Raw genomic sequence first — 21128 nt, 5'->3', positions numbered from 1 at the left:
TATGCAATGTAATATCAATGATATTATAAAAATACTACCACATTCTTATCCTTTTCTCTTAGTAGATAGGGTTATAGAATGCGATCCTGGTATGAGTATAAAAGCAATTAAAAACGTGACTTTCAACGAGCAATTTTTTATTGGTCATTTTCCTGGCCATCCGATAATGCCAGGAGTTTTGATAATTGAATCTTTAGCTCAGGCATCTGCTATATGTGTTCTCGATAAAAAGACAGTAGAAAATAAAGTTGTATACTTTATGTCCATTGAAAACGCAAAATTCAGAAAGCCAGTCACTCCAGGAGATACCTTAATTCTTCAATCTAACTTTGAAGGTTTGCGTTTAGGTGTATACAAATTTAAGTGTGTTGCATCTGTTGGAAAAGAAGAGGTTGCAGGAGCAACAATCTTAGCAAAACTGCAAGATAAATAAAATCTTCATCTGCAAGAAACAGTATGTACACTGTATAGTATAGCGATGCAACTGAATTTCAAAATCTCATTTTCAAACTTATACACTCGTAGTGGATTAATAAAATTAGATGAGACGTTTTTAGATTATATAAAATCGTCCGATGAAAGCTTGTTTTGTTCATTAATTGAAGCAAGAGAAAAAGCAGCTTCTTCTTCGATGTCATCCCAGTGCTTAACACTGGGATCTAGAAAACAAGAAGGATGGATTCCAGCTTGGATGACAGATGATTGTAATAGCCAGTTAATAATAGACCTCTCATATTTACTTGATGAATTTATTGCAAAACTTTTTAATATTGGAAAAGAAGTAGAGGAGCTAAAGAAAAAGCACAACGACTTTGCTGCAATATATAAGTGTAAAAGGTTATTTGTTCAACGCTACGCATTAAAGAAGTACACTGATATAGCAGATATAGATATTGATTATGTTACCAGCAAATTAAATCGCTTTCTTGTCCTACCAACAACAGAAAAAAATTTTGTTGAGCAGGTAATGCGTTGGTTTGAAAATAAAGAGGATCACAAAGAAGAAATAGAACTTGCAGCGCAATATGCGGTGTGGAGAGTGAAAAATAAACAGAGTATACTTTTTAGTATTCACAGAAAAATTGATCACGAAAATCTCGTATCGTTCTTCAAAAAAGAGGTAGACAAAGTTGAGGTATTGTATTCAAGCAAAACAAAAAGACGACATGGTTTTGATCTGACAAGTGAAAAGGTGAGTTTGAGTAAAGCATTGGATAATGCTCATTACTGCGTATTTTGTCATAAGCAAAATAAGGACAGTTGTTCAAAGGGGCTAATTAATAACGACAATACCTTTAAACAGTCCCCACTCAAGGTTGAGCTGCACGGTTGCCCACTAGAGCAGAAAATATCAGAAATGAATCTGGTAAAAAGCGAAGGATACAGCATAGCAAGTCTTGCAATTGTGATGATAGATAACCCATTATGTGCGGCTACTGGACACAGAATATGCAATGACTGCATGAATTCGTGCATATATCAAAAACAAGAACCCGTAAATGTGCCAGCAATTGAAACAAGGACTCTAGATGATGTGCTTAGTTTACCGTATGGATTTGAAATATATTCTCTGCTTAGCCGTTGGAATCCTTTAAATTTTCAGCGTCCATTGCCAAAAGGAAACACTGGAAAAAACGTTCTAGTTGTAGGCCTTGGTCCTGCGGGTTTTAATTTAGCTCATCATTTATTAAACGATGGGCATAACGTTATCGCCATTGATGGACTAAAGATTGAACCTTTGATCGATAATTTACAGCTAATTAAAGATTTTGAACACGAAAAATTGAGTGAACGCACGGCAGATGGGTTTGGTGGAGTGTCAGAATACGGCATTACTTCTAGGTGGGATAAAAATTACTTAAAGATTATTAGATTACTGCTGGAAAGACGTGAGAATTTTGCACTTTATGGAGGCATTCGTTTTGGCAGCACGATAACTGTTGATGACGCATTTAACTTGGGTTTTGATCACATTGCCTTGGCACTTGGCTCTGGTAAGCCACGAATGATCAAAATAAAAAACATACTAGCCCGTGGAGTGCGCATGGCATCTGACTTTCTTATGTCGTTACAACTGACTGGCGCTCTTAAATTTGATTCTATAGCAAATCTGCAAGTTCGTATGCCGATAGTTGTCATAGGTGCAGGACTCACTGCAATTGATACTGCTACTGAAGTTTTAGCTTACTATCCGATTCAAGTAGAAAAATTTCTTCTTCGTTATGAAATATTGGTTGATAAGTATGGAAAGAAATATGTCGAAAAAGATTGGAAAGAAGAGGAATATGAACTTGCAAATGAGCTGATATCACATGCACAATTGATCCGAAAAGAGCAAGAATCAGCAAAAAAAGAGAATAGAGAAGCAAAAATATTGGAACTAATGCAAAGTCTAGGGGGAGTGAAAATTGTATATAGAAAAGAGCTAAAAGATTCACCAAGTTATCGATTAAATAGCGAAGAGGTGCAAAATGCACTATCAGAAGGGATTTACTTTATTGAAAACTTAGAGCCGATTGAAGTTGTAACAGATAAATATAACCACGCTGAATCAATAAAACTAATAGACACAAAATCTGATGAAATCAAGCATATAAAAGCACGTTCTATTTTTATAGCAGCAGGTACTGAGCCAAATACAGTTATTGCAACAGAAGATAAAAAGCATTTTAAATTAAGTAACGGATATTTTACTCATTTGAATTCATCGGGAAAAGAAATAGATCCTATCTTTTCTCCTAAGATGCAGAATAAAGACAGAATATTAGTATATAAGCAAGGCAATAAAACAATTAGCTTTTTTGGTGATCTTCATCCTTCGTATAGCGGCAGCGTCGTGAAAGCTATGGCAAGCGCTAAGAATGGTTACCCTATCATTTCTCAGCTTTTGAATAGAGTTAATAGCTTCATTTATGTCACTCCGGCTAGAATCTCGGAGTCATATGCACAATTGTATGAATGTTGTAATATAAGAGTAACTTTCACCAAAAAAGATGTCATTCCAGTGCCCAGACACTGGAATCCAGAAAACTTAATTTTGAATGAGTACACCAGATGGTTGTATAGTCAGAACTGGATTCCAGTGTCAGCTATTTGCACGACACCACCTGCTATGCGAATTACCTACAAATTGCAGAATTTGCACACTAAAGCGTCACGCGCTGGAATAATATCAGAACACCTAGCTAACAAAGAATTTTTCAATAAAATCAAAGAGCAATTCACTGCAAAGGTTATAAAAGTTCAATATTTAACAAACAAAGTTGTGGAAATAGTGATCAAAGCACCACTTGCGGCAAAGAATTTTAAACCTGGACAATTCTTTAGGTTGCAAAATTTTGAAACCAATAGCAGAAAAGCCAATAATACAAACCTTGCTATGGAAGGTATAGCAGTAACCGGCACTGAAGTAGACAAAAAAAAAGGATTTATTTCCACTATTGTGCTTGAAACTGGCGGTTCCACTAATTTATGTAAATGTTTTAAAAAAGGTGAACAAGTAATTCTTATGGGTCCAACTGGGAGTCCTACTGAGATTGGTTAAACCTATTTTGTACTAATTATACCATAATGTATATTATTTATTAATAAATCTATACTACAATAATGATTTTTATTAAGGTAGTATTATGACACATCAGTTAATATTCACACTTCCAAAAGAAAGCTACTCTATAGCTATAGGACCATGTTCTGCAAAAAGTAGAAAGTGTAAGGAGTTTATAGCAAAAAACGAAGACGTAGGTATGAAATTTCTTATTTCTACTAAAGATGATACTGGCAAAACAGGAAAAATGTCCCTTTGTAAAGATAATAACGGTCAAGATGAGTGTACAACATCCTACACAGTTCAATTTCCAGTAATTTATAATGATCTTTTTAATGATAGCTTGAGCTACGTAAGTGTTCTTTTGGATCATGATAAAGGACATTTAACTAGGATGCGCAATGAATTCGATAAATATAATATTGATTACACAGTTATGGACAATGATACAACACAGAATGTGTTGTCAGAGGTTTTTATATAATCTAATTTTCATTATACAGCTACTCAGAGCTCTCTTGGTTCCATTATCTCTACTCGAATGCCGTCATTACAGTGCTTGATACAGGGATCTATAGATAAACAATTTAATATTCCACTACGTGTTAGCGGAACCTATCTATATCATTATCCAAAAAACATAAAAAACTAAATTAACGAAGAATTCTTTAATAGAATCAGATATTGCGAAGAGCATAAAAGTCGAATGAGTGCATTAAAAACTGGCAGCTCCATTATATTTATGCAAATATAGTATTTTCTAAAATGGATGATAAAGTTCCATTATGGTATTACCAACCAAAAGCTGTAAGTCTGTATATTTATACATGAGAGGTCTGAGGCGGCTTTTGATGGTATGCCAACAGTATTCTATAGGATTCAAATCTGGTGAATATGTTGGAAGATACAGCAAATGACAGCCAAAAGACTCTATTAATGATTTTGTTTTAGTGGTCTTATGAAATGTAGCATTATCCATAACTATAGTTGTGCCAAGTGGCAATTTAGGTAATAACATCTTCTCCAACCATGTATTGAATACCTCTTTGTCACACCCACCTTTGAAAGTCATTGGTGCAATAAATCTCTTTCCAATCCACCCGGCTACTATACTGATTCTCTCTCGAGTTCTCCCTGGAATATCTGCATAAATTTTCTTTCCTCTTGGAGCGCGTCCATATTCTCGGTATAACTTATTATCAACTCCTGCTTCATCTATATATAAGATGCTGGAATGGTCTATTTTTGAGATTTTATCAATAAATTGCTCCCTATCTTCTTGATTGCGCTCTTGATATAGTGTGACTTTTTTTTAAAGTAATTTTTAGCTGTTTTAGTCTATACCAAATTGAGTTTATTCCAAATCCAAGATTTTGTTTCATCTCTGCCAGAGTATGATCTGGATTCTTTGTAACATATTCTTCGAGTATTTTGGGGTCTATTTTTCGAATAAAGCTACCGTTTTTAGATGGCTTGAGGCTTTCACCAGCAGCTTTCTTTTTTAACCAACGGTACAGAGTTGCTATTCCTATCTCCATAAGCTCTGCTACCTCAACCTTTGTCTTACCTTTTTCTATCATCAATACTGCCTTTTCCCTTAAATCCACACTATATGCCATTATAACTCAAATACTTTATTATACCTTTATCATTTACTTTAGGAAATACTATACTGAAGAGAAAGCGAGTAAATAACTCTCAACTGACAGACTTAATGAAGTTCTAGATATTAAAGTGATGCCAAACTTTATTTCAAAAAGTAAATAATTTACTAACGCTCGTGCACAAATTAAAAATAAATTATGCACGAGTGTAGCACTGTGAATTAGGAGTGCTATATTAAAGCTTACCTCACTATTAAAACTATCGGTCAGATTAGATTAAAAACCTGATCTGACCGGTTTCTCTATAACCTTCTAAACCCTGATATAATTATATGGTAATTAGCTTAACTAGTGGTTAATATGCAAATTGATTTTATTTGTATGTTGAGGTAGCATAAACCATACTGTTTTACATCATTGTGCAACTTTATAAATTTTTATTGCTACTTCTATTGACTACATTAATAGTGATAGTCCTAATATTACCTGAAAATTTAGGTACTACACTGAATTGCTCTCATCCAGTTCTAAATTTTGATTTATCTTTTCGTATCATACTAATATCTTTTTTATCAGTTGCATTTTTAGCTGTTCTACCAGCACAAAATTTGACTTTTTCAGAAATGCTATCTTTTGCTGCTTACACTATTAGTTCACTTTATGCAGTTTTATCTGAACATATGATATTGGTTATAATATTCTGTGAATTAATGACCGTCAGTGCATTTTTTACTATCGCAGCTGGCTGTAGAGATAGTGGACCTACAATAAGGTACGCTTGTGTACACTTTTTCGTTGGAGTTATATTAATAGCAGGATTGGCACTTCAAAGCACTAACCTGATGATTTTGGGTTTATTGATAAACTGCGCTTGTTTTCCTTTTTCGTTTTGGATTGTTGATGCATATCCTGCTGCATCGCTACATGGCACCACATATCTCTCTTTATTTACCACTAAAGTCTCTTTTTTAGTGATGCTTTTACACACTTATAACCTATGGCAAGATTGTACTGAAATATTAGCGCTTGTAGGCGCCATCACTGCAATTTACAGCATTATATTTGCTTCTCTTGAGCAAAATATTCGAAGATTTTTATGCTATAACGTTGTAGGACAAATGGGCTTGCTGATTATTGCAGGAAGTTTGCTCAGTCCTTCGGAAAAAGCAATACCAATTTTGATACTGCATATAATCTTCTCTCTTGTTTATCAATCATTATTGTTTGTGGTCAGTAATTCGATTATTTTACAAACAAAAACAATTAGTTTTAATGGAGTGGGTAAACTGATGTCAGTGGAAGGCATGTGTGCTATAATCGCAATACTTACAATGGCTGCATTTCCTGGAACCGTTGGATTTATCAGTAAATCATATATCACAGCTGAAATTGAAATGAACACTGTTGCCTTAAAAGGGTATAAAAATTTATATAAGCTTCTAAATTTGCTGCTTCATTTAAGCGTGGGGCTAAAGTTTCTTTATTACTTATTTATTGCAAAAAGTAAGTCAAAACCTTTAGCAGAGAGGGGAGGCAAAATGACTATGGTTATTTTAGCATTTATATGCGTAATCGCTGGCAATCCTTACTTACCTATTTACAATAAACCTTCGATTTTCGATTTTGTGTACAACACAAAAAATATTTTGTCGCAATTTAATTTGTTACTATGTACCACTTTATTGTTTATTCCTTTACGCAAGTTATTTTACCCGAGAGTAAATTTTAAAATGGATGTTGATTGGACTTTTAGAGCTTTCATACCCTATATTGTCTTGCTGTTCAATCAACTGGTCCTTAAAGTGAGAGAAATGTCTGCCAATGTACTGCAAAACTTGACTAATTCACTTACTAGTTTATACTTTAATAATATTACCAAACTTAAAGAAGTGCTGAGTTATAACTCAGTGAGTTTTGTTTCAGTTTCTTCTCTCTTTTTAATGAGTATTCTACTAATGCTATTATGTTTAAATCGTTAACCGAAAGTTTAAATTCCGTATTTAGTAAACTGAGAGGAAAGTCAATCATTTCTGAAGATGATTTTAATCTTGCCATGCGTGAAATACGTATAGCTTTAATTGAAGCTGACGTTTCACTTGAAGTTGCGAAAAAATTCATCAATGACATTAAAGATAAAGTGATCGGGGAAAAAGTCATAAAAAGTGTTTCCCCAGCGCAAATGATAATCAAAATTGTGCAGGATAATTTAGTTGCAGTTCTCGGATCAGAGAAAAGCGACTTAAACCTAGCAACTAAACCCCCTGCTGTGATTATGATGGTGGGCTTACAAGGTGCAGGTAAAACAACTACCTCAGGAAAGCTTGCTTTAAAACTAAAAAAGCAAAAGAAAAAAGTGATGCTTGCCTCTTTAGACATTTATAGGCCTGCTGCCCAGAAACAACTTGAGGTGCTGGGTAAACAAATAGACGTACAAACTTTATCTATAGTAAGAAATGAAGGGCCTATTGCAATTACAAAAAGGGCACTAGCAGCAGCAAAGAACGATAATTATGATGTATTAATACTAGACACCGCAGGCAGGCTTCATATTGACAATAATATGATGAATGAGTTGAAAGTCGTAAAGGAAATAGCTTCACCTACAGAAGTTATTTTAGTAGCCGACGCAATGATAGGCCAGGATGCGGTCAATATTGCCAAATCATTCAATGAGGTAATAGGTGTAACTGGCATTATTCTCACCCGTGTTGATGGTGATGCACGTGGTGGTGCTGCTCTTTCTATGAAAATGATCGCCAATTGTCCAATTAAATTTATTGCTTGTGGTGAAAAATTAAGTGACCTCGATGATTTTTATCCCGATAGAATTGCAAAAAGGATACTTAGCATGGGTGATGTTGTATCATTGGTTGAAAAAGCTGCTGAGATTGTTGGTCAGGAAGAAATTGATAAGTTACAAAAGAAAGTAAAAAAGGGTAAATTCGACCTAAACGACCTAGTGGGAATGTTAAAAACTCTGAGTAAAATGGATGGCATTAGCAACATAATGAAATTCATCCCTAGTTCATTCACAAAAAAGCTAAGTAGCAGTGTGCCAGATGACAATAAAGTGAAAAAATATATAGCCATCATAAACTCAATGACCGAAAAAGAAAGGCAAAATCCAGATATTTTAAATGGCAAAAGAAGACTTAGAATTTCTAAGGGGTCCGGAACAAGTGTAACTGACGTTAATCTTCTAATTAAGCAGTATAATCAAATGAGCTCTATGGTGAATAAGTTCAGTAAAGTTGACCATAGTAAACTCAAAGAATCTGATTTGATGGATATGCTAAGCAGAAAGTAAGTCAGCAGGTAGTGGAATGAAATAAAATCATCAGTTGTAATTGCTGTTGAATAGTAAAGTATATTATTTTAGCGTGAAGTAATAAATTCAATAAATTTCTTCAGTTGGAATTGGCATGATAATAAAAATTGATACAAGTTACTTTATCTATATTTAATGCGCTGTTTTATAGCTAACACACTATACCACCGTAGCACTACACTAGTAACAGACCGAAGGTTATCGATATCTCAAGTTAGGCTAGTTACAGCATCCACAATATCGTTTGTAAACCTGTAGCTATATACAATAAATGAACTTTTTTATATATTCGTTGTTAGTATTTTGTATTTCCTGAACAGTTCCGTGAAAAATGATCTCCCCTTCATATAATACTGCTATTTTGTCAGCTATTTTAAATGCACTATGAATATCATGTGTAATCGTGATAATTGTAGGACGAAGATCTTGAGATAATTTTATTATTATCTCGTTTACTACATCTGACATGATTGGGTCTAATCCTGAAGTTGGCTCATCCAATACAATAATTTCTGGGTTGTGTGCAATTGCTCTTGCAAGTGCCACTCTTTTCTTCATTCCACCTGATAGTTCTACTGGAAACATGTCTGCTATGTTTGCTTCCAGTCCAACGTCATTTAACTTCTCGATTGCTAGGCGTTTTGCCTCCTTTATGCTGATATTAAAGCGTTTTTTATAATTAAAAGATATATTTTCCCACACTGTAACGTAGTCAAACAAAGCGGAATTTTGAAATAAGACTCCAAATTTATTTTTGCTTTTACTATTTATTTTAATAGACCCTGAGTCTGGTGTCAGTAATCCAATAATTATTTTTGTTAATACAGATTTACCACTTCCTGAGCCGCCAAGTATGACTAATGATTCTCCTTTCGATATATTGAAAGTTATGTTGTTTAATATCGTTCTATCATCAAAGGATAAGCTTAGATTCAATATTGATATTATGGGGCTATGCATGTATTAAAGTAATCAAGTAATTTGCTAAAATTATCAATATAGAGGATATAACAACAGTTGATGTTGTTGCAATACCTACTCCTCGTGCACCTTCCCTACAATGGTAACCGTAATAACAACTTGAAACAGAAATTATGGCGCCAAAAGCAGTCGCTTTCATTAGCCCAACAATAAAATCGTACATATTAAAGAATTGAGCTGTATATTTTATGTATATATTTAAATTGTGGTTAAATTCAAAGACTGCGGTGACATACCCTCCAAATATTCCTATTAGATCTGCACATACTGTAAGTATTGGAAATACTATAACTGACGCTAGAATTCTTGGTACAATTAAATATTTGAAAGGATTGATGTCCAAAGTTGTAAGTGCATCTATTTGTTCAGTGATGCGCATCGTGCCAATTTCTGCTGCAATTGAGGACCCAACCTTTCCTACCATTATTAAGCTGATCAAAACTGGCCCTAACTCTTTAATGATAGTGATCGTAACAAGTTTAGGTACTACTTGTTCTTGATTAATCAATATACCACTTAAGCTACTCTGTAAAACTATCACTGCTCCTATAAAAACTCCAGTGAGCCCAACAATTGGCAAAGAGAAAAAGCCTATCTCTATAATTTGTCTTGCCACATTGCTAAAATAATATGGAGGAATAAAGCAGTGGTATAGAGATTGAATAAAAAATACAAATGCGTTACCAATCCTCAACAGAAAGTTCATAAAGCATCTACCGATTATTCTAACGCTGTCTATATTAAAGGAACTCACTTTACATTTATCTTAGCTAAAATTAGTTTTACTGATTTTATTAAAATTTTTATTAACTTCGCCAGAGTATAGTCAAGATATGTCTTAAGTTCAATATACTTTGATCAAAATGCTTGAGTTTAAGTTTATAAGACTGAATTGTATAAGAAAACCTTACTTATTTCGCTATTTACTTCTTGTAAAAAACATGCTACTAATAAATTGTGTTATATAGTTGAATTGGAGTAAGTTTTGGCAGTTCCAAAGAGAAAAAAGTCAAAGTCAAGGCGTAATATGCATCGTTCTCATCATGCTATTAAGCCTAAGAATATTGTGGTATGTGCAACAACTGGAGAATTCATGTTGCCTCACAACATAGCAGTTGACAATAGTTACAAAGGAAAACGTGTTTTCATTAAACAAAAGGCGGAGTAACTCATGATATGTTACCCACGGTCAACAACAACATAGTTATCGCACTTGATGCTATGGGAGGGGATTTTGCACCTCTCTCCGTAATTCAGGGTGCTAGTTTTTTCTTGGATAATCTTGTTGACCCAGGTGTTGAAGTTTTTTTTCATATTTATGGAGATCAGAAAGAAATATCTCCTTTGCTTTCAAAATACAAAAAAGTAAGCGATAACTCCGAATTTACCCATTGCTCTGATAATGTTCTCCCAAATGATAAACCCTCTTTTGCACTTAGACATCGCAAAGATTCAAGTATGAAGGCAGCTGTTGAAGCAGTGAAAAAAGGTAAAGCTTTTGGGATGGTGTCTTCAGGCAACACTGGAGCATTGATGGCTATCTCCAGATTTATTTTAGGAACATTACCCAATATCTATCGTCCTGCTATTGCATCTGTCTGTCCAACTAAGACAAAAAGCTTTGCATTGCTTGATCTTGGTGCAAATGTTGACTGTAATACTGACTCATTATTTCAATTTGCATTAATGGGGAGTATATTTGCAAAAATAGCATTAAAAGTTGAAAATCCTGAAGTTGCTTTGCTAAACATTGGTACAGAAGAAGTGAAAGGTACTGACTCAGTAAGAGGAGCTTTTGAGTTACTCAAAAATGCTCCAAGTATTAACTTCAAAGGATATATAGAGGCAAGTGAATTTTTAGATGGTAATATAGACGTAATTGTTGCTGATGGTTTTGTTGGTAATGTAATGCTCAAGACAGCTGAGGCAACTGCTGGTACTTTTATCAGTCTAATAAAACAGGAAGTATTTAATTCATGGATGACAAAAATGCTTGTCGGCATATTGTTGAAACCCAAGCTAAATAAAGCATTAGGACGTTTTAATCCTAAAATTAGAAGTGGAGCTATGTTTTTAGGGCTAAATGGTATCATTATAAAGAGCCACGGAAATTCTGATGCTATTTCTTTTGCTCACGCTATAAAATTTGCAGTAAATGCAATCAGTGAAAATTTAAACCAGAAGATAATTAACGGGGTAAGTCATATTGAATAAAAGTTTCATATTAAGCACTGGTTCTTACCTACCAAAAAAAATTTTGAGTAATAACGAAATTGCATCGATAGTTGAAACAAACGATGAATGGATAAGGCAAAGAACAGGAATAGTTCAAAGACATATAGCAGATGAAGAAGAATTAACGTCAGATCTAGCTGTTAATGCAGCAAAAAATGCTATAGAAAAAGCGAAAATTTCAATAGATGAAATTGGTTTGATCATAGTTGCAACAACAACACCTGACAAAACTTTTCCTAGCTGTGCAACGATTATACAAAGTAAATTAAAGTGTAAAAACGCATTTGCTTTTGATGTACAGGCGGCATGCTCTGGTTTTATATATGCAGTTACAGTTGCTGATTCACTTATAAAGTCTAACGATAGAATTAAATACGCGCTTGTTATTGGTGCTGAAATAATGTCTAGGATTGTTGATTGGGAAGATAGGTCAACTTGTGTACTCTTTGGTGATGGTGCTGGTGCAGTGATAATGAAATCAGAAATGAGTAGCAGTAGCATTATATCAACAAACTTACACTCTGATGGCAATGTGGACTTATTATGTACAAACGGAGGAATATCCTCCACTCGTGATTCTGGAAAGATACTTATGAATGGAAGAGAAGTGTTTAAACATGCAGTAGAGAAATTAACAGCCTCAGTAGAGGAAACTCTAAAATGCAATAGTTTGAAGATTACTGATATTGACTGGTTAATTCCCCATCAAGCAAACATTCGTATTATTGAAGCAGTAGTAAAGAAATTAGATTTTCCTATAGAGAAAGTGATTAATACCGTTGATAAGCATGCAAACACCTCAGCAGCATCAATTCCACTGGCCTTAGACTATGCAATACAAGAATCAAAAATAAAATCAGGAAATCTGGTACTGCTGATTTCAATAGGTGCAGGCCTGACCTGGGGTTCTGTGTTACTGCGCTATTAGACTTCCTATTACCCACGCTTCTTTTTTCTCAGTTTTATCGTTACATGCTGTACTGACAAAGTTTTGAGATATTATCACAAACATTATATTCACAAGGAATACTTGACTTCACGTGTACTAAGAAGCATTTTATATATGATGTGTGCCCGTAGCTCAGTTGGATAGAGCAACAGCCTTCTAAGCTGTGGGTCGTAGGTTCGAATCCTACCGGGCACATTCTTCTATCAATGCTTTCTATAAATTTTCAAGTATTCTGGTACCACATTTTCAATTGCTAGTGGTCTAATTTTCATTGTTCCGAGATCATCTGACTTTTCGATTGAACTACTCATCATAACTTTCACCTGATCTCGAGTAAGTATAGGGCTTGCATCTCCGGTTATAGGTTTTAACAGCACAGAAACAACTTTACTTTCTAAGAAAAAGGCTATCAATCTTGCCATTGGAAAAGGTACATTGATCAGTAGACACTTTCTGTTAGTCACATTCAGAATAAACTTTAATAAGCTTTTAAAAGAGTAAACTTTTGGTCCACCTATATTATAAATTTTTTTATCTTGCTTATTAAAGCTGATAATACGGTATACCACTTCAGCTAAGTTTGTTACACATATCGGCTGAAACTTCGTTATTCCACTACCGATTAACGGCAAAAAAGGAAGAATTGTTGCTAATCTTGCAAATTTATTGAAGAAACTATCTTCTTTACCGAATACAAGACTTGGCTTAATTATTATTGCTCCCTGAAATGCTGAAGTTACAGCTTTTTCACCTTCTAATTTACTGTGGGCGTATCTTGACAGCTTACTATTTTCTATTCCCATGGCAGAAAAATGTATCATCATGTATACACTTTTTATTTGCGCAGCTTTTGCTATTCTTTCAGCTACTCCAACATGAACGTCATAGAAATCGTATTTTCTTTTTTCATATAATATTCCTACTAAATTTATAACAACATCACACCCCTCCATACTTTCTAAAATTGATTTTTCATTAAAAAAATCTCCTTCAATTATTGATATTTGTCCTAAATTTCCACATAACTTCAGACAAGCAGCTTTTTCCTGATCACGAGTAAATATTCTTATTAAATACCCCGCCGCTGCCAAGCGTCTTACGATGTGTTTTCCTATAAATCCCGTTCCACCAAAAATAACTATACGTTTTATCACAGTTAAAACTTCCAATAACTTAACTTTAAATTAATACAATAGTTTTATTTAATATTCTATTGTGAATTCCTGCACTATAAGGTCCATTCTCATTCCATGAGAACCTTTAACTAAAATTACATCATTACCTTGAACAATATTAGCTAAATTACTTTTCAATTGGTTAGAATCATCGAAATGCATGCCTTTTATATTCTCCGGTAAAAGTTTATTCAATTCTAACATAAATTTACCAACTGTATGAACTTTATTCACATTTTGTTCTACTATAGAGTCAAGCAATTCTGTATGAAATACTATGCTTTCATTACCAAGTCCTAACATATCGCCAAGTAGTGCCACTTTTCTTAAATTAGAATATGTACCTAAAGTTCTTATTGCAGCCTTCATTGAAGTAGGGTTAGCATTATAGGAGTCGTTAATCAAATGTACTAATTTTCCATTGTATTTAGCTTGATGAACATTACCTCTACCTTCTGTTACAGTAAAATTCTCAAGTGCTAGTGGTAATTTAGATAAATCAAGTTCGAGACTTTGCAAAACTGCTGTAACAACTAATGCAGAGTATGCAAAATGTTCGCCTTTTACAGGTAAATTACAGTTCATAATTTGACCACTGTTCAGTTTGATTTTTAAATTTAGACCGTTATCGTCTCTTATTAGGTCTAACAAACAAACAGTAGCACTTTCATTCTTACCAAAGCTTACTACATTTCTGTTAGCATTTGATAAGAGATAATCATAATGTTCATTATCCTTATTCAAAACCAAAGTACCATTATTTTTCATACCATGTAGAATTTCTAATTTCGCTTGCGCAATATCAAGTAGAGATGAAAAATTTTCAACATGCGCAGGTTCAATGTTGGTAATAACTGCAATATCCGGATTGCTAATCTCCGATAACTCTTTTATTTCACCAGCTCTACTCATTCCTATTTCAAGGATTAAATACTGGCAGTCTTCTGGCGCTTTTAGAATCGTAAAAGGCAATCCTATATTATTATTCAAGTTACCTTCATTTACATGAGATACTCCATAATGCAACAAAACAGTGTTAAGCATATCTTTTGTAGTGGTTTTCCCAACACTACCTGTAATTGTGATAACTTTAGCATTAACAAGAATATTTCTAATGTAATATGATGCCATATTATGCAAAGCTTTTAGAGTATCTTGCACAATAATTAGAGGAAAATTTCTATATTTATCTTCGCTTACTACCGCAGCAACAGCTCCTTTTAAAAATGCTTCATGTAGAAAATCATGCCCATCAAATTTCTTTCCCTTGAGAGCAATAAATAAATCACCTTTTTTTATGCTTCTTGTATCCGTTGAAATATTTGAGCTATACACCGAATTACAAACACCCTCCCCTCTTCCGCCAGTAGCATCGATAATATTATTTGCGTTCCATTTTAACATAATTTATCTTTAAAGGTGATTTGAACAAGAAAAGCAGCAAAAATACTACATACTTTGGTAATGTACAAATAACGATTGCTATCTCTATAATTTCATCTTATAATAAATATACAAGCTTAAATATTTTCGTCTATAATTGGGTGTATTTTACTATCTGATTGTAGAAAGTGACTTGGAGGTATGTATGGCAAAAGATGAGTTAAATAAAAAGTCTATTTTGGCTAGGATAAAAGGCGTGTTTTTTCTTGTGCCTAAAGCACTTATTTATCCTATAAAGAAACCGTTTGCTTCAATTGATGAAATGAAGCATGATGCTAAAGTTTCATTAAAAAAGGCTGTGAGTGATGTACCTAAAGAAGAAGAGAAATATGACCCACCTATAAAAACCACAGAAGCTAGTAAGTACCTTGGTATACAAATAACAAAACAAGAAAAAGGTAAGGTAAGTTTTTTAGCGTCAAGAACTTTAACGGGGGATATACCTTACTTGAGTCCAGAGAAGTTAGATAAAATAAGGAAAGATCTGCCAAATATAACTATTTTTAGAGAAGAAAACAAAATTGTAATTGAAGTTGATGTTGAAAAGATTATCAAAGAAATAAAAGATAAAAATCCAGGTATAGATGAAAAAGTAATGAAAAAGTACGCTCTTGAAGGAATTCATAATAAAGTTGATTGTGATCTCAAAAATTTGGCAAAAATTACTGGTGGAGAGTTTAAAGTTCACACAGACCGAAAGTTGCTGTATGATATTGCAGAGAAGTTGTATAGTGGATACGATAGTAAAAAGCAGCAGTCAGCAGCAGTCAAAGGAAGTTGTAAGTCCCACGGATAAAGAAGAGTCATCAGAGAAAATTCTAAATAATTGGCAAAAAGCTATTAAACAAGATTTTGAAAGTTGCGAAAGCATAAGAGGTAGGGGGAAATAAATTATGGAGAGTGTTATGAAAGAAGTTAAAATAGAGGAAAGGTATCATAGCCTAACTATTCCTGGAGATATGTATCATTTACAACCAGAAGTTATTGCTGCAAGAAGGGCAAATAGAATAGAAACGTTTTCAAAAAGACACCAAATGGACTATGGGTCAGTTTTACGTGGACAAGATATACAGCTAAAAGACGTTTCAAGTCTTGAAGATGCTTCTAGCGAAGCAGCAATAAGCCCACCTTCTACACCAAATCATAAGCAAAATAGAAGAGGACCAGGAATTTAATAAAGTATGGTTAGTACAGCTTATGATGACACTAATATCTTTGCTAAGATATTAAGAGGTGAGTTGTCTTATGAGGAAATACACAAAAATGAAAATGTGCTAGCTTTTCGTGATAAGTATCCTGATGCACCAGTTCATATTCTAGTTATACCAAAAGCTCAATACGTTTCATATGATGATTTTGTTCTGAAAGCTTCCGAAGAGGAAATAGTAAGTTTTTTTAAAACTGTTAGAGAAATAGCACATAAATATAACTTAGAAAAAACAGGATATAGATTAGTTACTAATCACGGTAAAGATGGAGAGCAAGTTATACCGCACTTTCACATACATATTTTAGGTGGTAAAAGATTAGGAAAGCATGTAAATTCATAGTGTTATATGTTTTTTAAATGAGTGAATATTTAACCATATTAATTTTTATCTGTGTATCAATTGTAGTATCCTTTACTTTAGGTGTATTACCTATGTTTCTTGCAGTCAGTAACCCAGATGGTGAAAAGCTTTCTACATATGAGTGTGGCTTTAATCCTTTATCAAGAGCCAGAAAAAGTTTCGACATAAAATTTTACTTAGTTGCAATATTGTTCGTAATATTCGATTTAGAAATTGCTTTTCTTTTCCCTTGGGCCGTTTCTTTATCTAAAATAAGCTATTGCGGATTTTGGTCTATGATGATATTCCTTGCAATACTTACTATAGGCTTTATTTATGAGTGGTGTAAAGGTGCGTTGGAATGGAAGTAAATTTATCTAATGGCGACTGGAATCGTTACAAAAAAGAAGGTTTTCTTATCACTAAATTTGGCGATTTAATAGATTATATAATGAACTGGGCAAGGTCTGGTTCATTGTGGCCAATGACATTTGGTCTTGCATGTTGCGCAGTAGAGATGATGCACACTGCATCCAGTCGTTATGATCTTGATAGATATGGCATAATCTTTCGTGCAAGCCCAAGGCAAGCAGATGTTATGATTGTTGCTGGCACGTTAACTAATAAAATGGCAGCAGCATTGCGTAAAGTTTATGATCAAATGGCGGATCCCAAATACGTCGTTTCTATGGGAAGTTGTGCAAATGGCGGTGGCTATTATCATTATTCTTACTCAGTAGTCCGTGGTTGCGACAGAATTGTACCAGTTGATGTATATGTTCCTGGATGCCCTCCAACTGCTGAGGCGTTACTATATGGAATGCTATGTCTACAAAATAAAATAAAACGAACTAAGAATATATAGCATGGATAAAACTGCAAAATACATACAAAAAAAGACTAAATGTGAATGTATTCAGAAAAATGATGGCACTATTGTAATATATTCGGCTTTGAATGACATTGAAAATCACTTACTCTTTCTACGTGATGATGAAAAGTGTAGGCTTGAATTATTAGTTGACGTTTTTGGAGTTGACTACCCAGATAGAAAAAAACGTTTCGAGCTAATATACAATTTGCTCAGCCTTGTGCACAATATCAGAGTGCACATAAAGCTTCAGTTATGTGAAGGTGATATACCTCTAAGTGCAGCAAAGATATTTAACGCAGCTTCGTGGTTTGAGCGTGAAGTATTTGATATGTATGGAATAGAGTTTTCTAATCACCCAGATTTACGTAGGATTTTAACGGATTATGGATTCAAAGGTCATCCAATGTTAAAAGATTTTCCTCTCACTGGCTACGAGGAAGTAAGATACGATATAGAGGCAAAAAAGGTTGTATATAATCCTATAGACTTACCGCAAGATTTTCGTATGTTTGACAGCTTATCCCCTTGGGAAGGTAGTAAAGCCACAAAAGTAAATATAAAGTAGTAGAAAATGACAGCACAAAGAAAAAAAATATCTTTGATTGGTGCAGGAAATATCGGTGGGACTCTTGCCCATATGATTGCACTAAGAGAGCTAGGAGATGTTATTTTGCTTGATGTAAGCGATGGAATACCACAAGGTAAAGCGCTTGACATTACAGAATCATCTCCTATTGATCGATCTAATGTCAATATTACTGGTACAAATAGGTATGAAGATATAAAAAACTCTGACGCAATTATAATAACTGCTGGAATTGCCAGAAAACCTGGAATGAGCAGAGATGACCTTCTGCAAACTAATGCTGCAGTAATGAAAGAGGTTGGGGAAAATATTAAAAAACATTCTCCAAACGCATTTGTAATAGTGGTTACCAATCCTTTAGATGCTATGGTTTCAGTGGTGCACAAATCTTCGAGTCTGCCAACTAATATGATTGTTGGTATGGCAGGAGTGCTTGACTCTGCTCGTTTTCGTTATTTTCTTGCAAGTGAGTTAAATATTTCTGTCGAAGATGTATCTGCTTTTGTGCTTGGAGGACATGGTGACACTATGGTACCACTAATCAATTATGCTTCAATTGCTGGCATTCCACTTACCCAAATCATTGAGATGGGTTTGATTACGCGAGGAAAAGTTGATGAAATAGTTGAGCGCACTCGTAATGGTGGAAAAGAAATAGTTGATCTACTTAAATCTGGATCTGCATACTATGCTCCTGCATCTTCAGCCGTAAGCATGCTAGAATCATACTTAAAAGATAAAAGGCGTATATTACCATGCGCTGCTTATCTTAATGGTGAATATGGTGTGAAAGACTTATTCATTGGTGTTCCTACTATTATTGGCAAAAATGGAGTTGAGAAAGTTCTAGAAGTTAAAATGAACGATAGTGAACAAGAGATGTTTTATAAATCTGTAAGTGCAGTAAAAGAGCTCTGTCAGCTAAATTAATTGCCCTATAGAATTTCTTTGAGCTCAAGCTTCGAAAACAGTCTAAAAAAATTATTTGTAGTTATTTTTGCTACTTCTTCTGGCGATTCATTCCATAATTTCGCTAAACAATTCACAACGTATTTCACCATTGCCGGTTCATTTTTTCTTCCTCTGTAAGGCTCAGGAGATAGATAAGGTGCATCAGTTTCAACTAAAACACGCTCACGTGGCACATTTTGTGCAATTTCTCTTAGTAAGTTTGCATTTTTAAAAGTAATAATTCCAGAAAATGAAATGTATAATCCCAAGTCCATAGCCTTATAAGCAAGCTCTTTAGAAGAAGCAAAGCAATGCATTACTCCACTAAAAGCGTCCTTCTTCATTTCTGAATTTAACATATCAATCATCTCACTATCAGCACTTCTAGTATGAATAACTAAAGGTAATCCTGTTACTTTTGCCGCTTCTATGTGTGATGCAAAACTTTTTTTTTGATTGCTTTTGTTATCAGATTTATAAAAATCTAATCCAGTTTCACCGATACTAATTACCTTTTGACCCTTAGTAAATTCAATCAATTCATCAGCATTTATACACTCACCTTTTTCCACAGTAGTATCAAGCGGATGTATACCAACGGAGCAGTAGACTTGATCATAGGATGAAGAGATTTTTAATAATTTAGGGATATCATTAATGCTTATACATATGTTATGCAAAATTCTCACACCATTTTGCTCTGCTCTTGAAATTACCTTTGGTATTTCATCATCAGAAAAATAAATTAGATGACAATGAGAATCAACTATCATAAATAGATCCTTTTATGATAGAAGAAAACTCTTCTATCACTTTTTTATAAACTTCTTTTTTGAACGGTATGGCACTGGCTACCAAATCATCCACATTTTGCCAACGCCACTCTTTGAACTCTGGATGATCAGTATAGTTAATATTAATATCCTTATCCTTATCCTCCCCACAAAATTTCATTAAGAACCATCTTTGCTTTTGGCCAGAATATCTCCCATTCCAGCATGTTGGTATAACTTCCTCAGGTAAGTTATAGTGTATCCACTCTTTATTTTTAGCCACAATTTCTGCTTTATCAGTACCAACTTCTTCCAATAGCTCACGTAGCGCTGCCTGCTCTAGCTCTTCACCATCGTCAACTCCCCCTTGCGGCATCTGCCAATAAGAGTCACTATCAAAGCGTTTTCCAATAAAAATATTCCCCTGTTTGTTAAATAGCATTATGCCAACACAAGGGCGATACTCTTTCTCCTGGCTAACCACAAATATTCTCTGTTACTAAATTATCTATCATAGAAGTTTCAACTACTTTTTTACCATTCATTCTTTCAACAATTTTTTTTGCAACTTCCTTCGCGCTTAGGTTTGAGTTATCAATTTCAAGTGAACCTTGAGGCACAAATAGTTTCTTTCCTTTAATTCTTCTCATAGCAAAATCTGAATCAGTAATTTTTCTCTCCTGCTCTCTTTCCTTTAATTGAACGCGCTTTACTAGTTCTCCACTATTACAATATAACACCACAGGGAGAATCTCCACATTCATTTTTTTACTTAAATTCACCACTGAGTTGTATACTCTTTGATCATAGGAATCACCTTTTATCAATTCGTTTGTAAATATATAATGCTTTGATTCTATATGGTATTTTTCCAATATTGCTAACATATTCTCTCTAATCACAAAAATTTTTTCCCATATTTCACTTGTAACCTCAGCATTTCTGAAGTCAATCATATCAAATATAATATTATTAAACAGGTTATTGTCTACTATCACCCCATCAATAATATTACACAGCTCTTTTGCAATCGTAAGTTTGCCACTACCTGGAAATCCGATTAAGTAAATAAGAGTAGTATTCATAATAATGTGTGTCTTTAAATTTGAATTATAATTTCTTAATGTTTACA

The 21128-nt window shown here is 34.0% G+C and carries 24 protein-coding genes and 1 tRNA gene; 16 read left to right on the top strand and 9 right to left on the bottom strand.

What is annotated here, in order from left to right; genetic code table 11:
- Nucleotide 1 precedes the first annotated feature (1 nt).
- The 3 genes from fabZ to JR312_RS01190 all read left to right on the top strand — a co-directional run bounded on the left by fabZ (nucleotide 2) and on the right by JR312_RS01190 (nucleotide 4031).
- On the top strand, nucleotides 2–433 hold the full coding sequence (fabZ, locus tag JR312_RS01200; RefSeq protein WP_264330828.1) for a 3-hydroxyacyl-ACP dehydratase FabZ: 432 nt from the start codon (nucleotides 2–4) through the stop codon (nucleotides 431–433).
- 45 nt (nucleotides 434–478) lie between these two features.
- Entirely contained in the window at nucleotides 479–3544 is a 3066-nt protein-coding gene (locus tag JR312_RS01195; protein ID WP_416647505.1) for a WPE palindromic element domain-containing protein, read from the top strand.
- Nucleotides 3545–3629: 85 nt separating this feature from the next.
- Entirely contained in the window at nucleotides 3630–4031 is a 402-nt protein-coding gene (locus JR312_RS01190; RefSeq protein ID WP_264330826.1) for a hypothetical protein, read from the top strand.
- A 276-nt stretch (nucleotides 4032–4307) separates the two neighbouring features.
- Here the strand turns inward: JR312_RS01190 and JR312_RS01185 are convergent, their stop codons facing one another.
- On the bottom strand, nucleotides 4308–4790 hold the full coding sequence (locus tag JR312_RS01185) for an IS630 family transposase (RefSeq protein ID WP_264330460.1): 483 nt from the start codon (nucleotides 4788–4790) through the stop codon (nucleotides 4308–4310).
- 28 nt (nucleotides 4791–4818) lie between these two features.
- Nucleotides 4819–5166 (bottom strand): IS630 transposase-related protein, encoded by a 348-nt coding sequence (locus JR312_RS01180; protein ID WP_213864026.1) that lies wholly within the window; start codon nucleotides 5164–5166, stop codon nucleotides 4819–4821.
- A gap of 404 nt (nucleotides 5167–5570) precedes the next feature.
- Between JR312_RS01180 and JR312_RS01175 the strand changes: the two genes are divergently transcribed.
- Both JR312_RS01175 and ffh read left to right on the top strand, forming a co-directional pair.
- Nucleotides 5571–7130 carry a proton-conducting transporter transmembrane domain-containing protein gene (locus JR312_RS01175; RefSeq protein WP_416647504.1) on the top strand — a complete coding sequence of 520 codons (1560 nt, stop codon included), beginning with the start codon at nucleotides 5571–5573 and terminating at the stop codon, nucleotides 7128–7130.
- On the top strand, nucleotides 7115–8458 hold the full coding sequence (ffh, locus tag JR312_RS01170) for a signal recognition particle protein (protein ID WP_264330824.1): 1344 nt from the start codon (nucleotides 7115–7117) through the stop codon (nucleotides 8456–8458). The genes JR312_RS01175 and ffh overlap by 16 nt, the downstream gene beginning before the upstream one ends.
- A 279-nt stretch (nucleotides 8459–8737) precedes the next feature.
- On the opposite strand, the gene JR312_RS01165 is transcribed toward ffh, so the two are convergent.
- Together JR312_RS01165 and JR312_RS01160 are read right to left on the bottom strand one after the other, a co-directional pair.
- Nucleotides 8738–9439: an ABC transporter ATP-binding protein gene (locus JR312_RS01165; RefSeq protein WP_006014440.1), complete on the bottom strand. Its 702-nt coding sequence runs from the start codon at nucleotides 9437–9439 to the stop codon at nucleotides 8738–8740.
- Nucleotides 9432–10214 (bottom strand): MlaE family ABC transporter permease, encoded by a 783-nt coding sequence (locus tag JR312_RS01160; protein WP_012481974.1) that lies wholly within the window; start codon nucleotides 10212–10214, stop codon nucleotides 9432–9434. The genes JR312_RS01165 and JR312_RS01160 overlap by 8 nt, the downstream gene beginning before the upstream one ends.
- Before the next feature lie 231 nt (nucleotides 10215–10445).
- Between JR312_RS01160 and rpmF the strand changes: the two genes are divergently transcribed.
- The 4 genes from rpmF to JR312_RS01140 all read left to right on the top strand — a co-directional run bounded on the left by rpmF (nucleotide 10446) and on the right by JR312_RS01140 (nucleotide 12839).
- The gene (gene rpmF, locus JR312_RS01155) at nucleotides 10446–10628 is read left to right on the top strand and encodes a 50S ribosomal protein L32 (RefSeq protein ID WP_006014434.1); all 183 of its coding nucleotides are present in this window, start codon (nucleotides 10446–10448) and stop codon (nucleotides 10626–10628) included.
- Nucleotides 10629–10636: 8 nt separating this feature from the next.
- The gene (gene plsX / locus JR312_RS01150) at nucleotides 10637–11674 is read left to right on the top strand and encodes a phosphate acyltransferase PlsX (RefSeq protein ID WP_416647503.1); all 1038 of its coding nucleotides are present in this window, start codon (nucleotides 10637–10639) and stop codon (nucleotides 11672–11674) included.
- Nucleotides 11667–12623: a beta-ketoacyl-ACP synthase III gene (locus tag JR312_RS01145; RefSeq protein ID WP_264330822.1), complete on the top strand. Its 957-nt coding sequence runs from the start codon at nucleotides 11667–11669 to the stop codon at nucleotides 12621–12623. Before plsX ends, JR312_RS01145 begins: the two co-directional genes overlap by 8 nt.
- A gap of 142 nt (nucleotides 12624–12765) precedes the next feature.
- Nucleotides 12766–12839: transfer RNA gene (locus JR312_RS01140), tRNA-Arg, on the top strand.
- An 8-nt stretch (nucleotides 12840–12847) separates the two neighbouring features.
- Here the strand turns inward: JR312_RS01140 and JR312_RS01135 are convergent.
- Nucleotides 12848–13798 carry a complex I NDUFA9 subunit family protein gene (locus tag JR312_RS01135; protein ID WP_176691187.1) on the bottom strand — a complete coding sequence of 317 codons (951 nt, stop codon included), beginning with the start codon at nucleotides 13796–13798 and terminating at the stop codon, nucleotides 12848–12850.
- Nucleotides 13799–13846: 48 nt separating this feature from the next.
- Nucleotides 13847–15223, bottom strand: coding sequence for a UDP-N-acetylmuramoyl-tripeptide--D-alanyl-D-alanine ligase (locus JR312_RS01130; RefSeq protein ID WP_265022835.1), 1377 nt, complete (start codon nucleotides 15221–15223; stop codon nucleotides 13847–13849).
- 184 nt (nucleotides 15224–15407) lie between these two features.
- On the opposite strand from JR312_RS01130, the gene JR312_RS01125 reads away from it, so the two are divergent.
- The 7 genes from JR312_RS01125 (at nucleotide 15408) to mdh (ending at nucleotide 19202) form a co-directional block, all read left to right on the top strand.
- A complete protein-coding gene (locus tag JR312_RS01125) occupies nucleotides 15408–16058 on the top strand; it encodes a hypothetical protein (protein WP_416647502.1) in 651 nt (216 codons plus the stop codon).
- Nucleotides 16059–16155: 97 nt separating this feature from the next.
- The gene (locus JR312_RS01120; RefSeq protein WP_319606744.1) at nucleotides 16156–16437 is read left to right on the top strand and encodes a hypothetical protein; all 282 of its coding nucleotides are present in this window, start codon (nucleotides 16156–16158) and stop codon (nucleotides 16435–16437) included.
- A 6-nt stretch (nucleotides 16438–16443) separates the two neighbouring features.
- Nucleotides 16444–16812 carry an HIT domain-containing protein gene (locus JR312_RS01115; protein ID WP_416647501.1) on the top strand — a complete coding sequence of 123 codons (369 nt, stop codon included), beginning with the start codon at nucleotides 16444–16446 and terminating at the stop codon, nucleotides 16810–16812.
- Between the two features lie 17 nt (nucleotides 16813–16829).
- Entirely contained in the window at nucleotides 16830–17183 is a 354-nt protein-coding gene (locus tag JR312_RS01110) for an NADH-quinone oxidoreductase subunit A (RefSeq protein ID WP_416647500.1), read from the top strand.
- The gene (locus JR312_RS01105; protein ID WP_264330817.1) at nucleotides 17174–17677 is read left to right on the top strand and encodes a NuoB/complex I 20 kDa subunit family protein; all 504 of its coding nucleotides are present in this window, start codon (nucleotides 17174–17176) and stop codon (nucleotides 17675–17677) included. The genes JR312_RS01110 and JR312_RS01105 overlap by 10 nt, the downstream gene beginning before the upstream one ends.
- Nucleotide 17678: 1 nt before the next feature.
- Nucleotides 17679–18251, top strand: coding sequence for an NADH-quinone oxidoreductase subunit C (locus tag JR312_RS01100; protein ID WP_416647499.1), 573 nt, complete (start codon nucleotides 17679–17681; stop codon nucleotides 18249–18251).
- Between the two features lie 6 nt (nucleotides 18252–18257).
- Nucleotides 18258–19202: a malate dehydrogenase gene (gene mdh / locus JR312_RS01095; RefSeq protein ID WP_416647498.1), complete on the top strand. Its 945-nt coding sequence runs from the start codon at nucleotides 18258–18260 to the stop codon at nucleotides 19200–19202.
- 5 nt (nucleotides 19203–19207) lie between these two features.
- Here the strand turns inward: mdh and JR312_RS01090 are convergent, their stop codons facing one another.
- Genes JR312_RS01090 through JR312_RS01080 form a run of 3 tightly spaced genes read right to left on the bottom strand, consistent with a single transcriptional unit; the run spans nucleotide 19208 to nucleotide 21081 of the window.
- Nucleotides 19208–19996, bottom strand: a complete 789-nt coding sequence (locus JR312_RS01090) for a TatD family hydrolase (RefSeq protein ID WP_264330815.1) — start codon at nucleotides 19994–19996, stop codon at nucleotides 19208–19210.
- On the bottom strand, nucleotides 19986–20480 hold the full coding sequence (locus JR312_RS01085; RefSeq protein WP_416647497.1) for an RNA pyrophosphohydrolase: 495 nt from the start codon (nucleotides 20478–20480) through the stop codon (nucleotides 19986–19988). Before JR312_RS01085 ends, JR312_RS01090 begins: the two co-directional genes overlap by 11 nt.
- Nucleotides 20473–21081: an AAA family ATPase gene (locus tag JR312_RS01080; RefSeq protein WP_264330813.1), complete on the bottom strand. Its 609-nt coding sequence runs from the start codon at nucleotides 21079–21081 to the stop codon at nucleotides 20473–20475. The genes JR312_RS01085 and JR312_RS01080 overlap by 8 nt, the downstream gene beginning before the upstream one ends.
- Nucleotides 21082–21128: the final 47 nt, after the last annotated feature.

The organism is Wolbachia endosymbiont of Nasonia giraulti, from assembly GCF_048054155.1.
GTDB lineage: Bacteria > Pseudomonadota > Alphaproteobacteria > Rickettsiales > Anaplasmataceae > Wolbachia > Wolbachia pipientis_C.
This window is presented reverse-complemented; position numbering and strand designations above follow the sequence as displayed.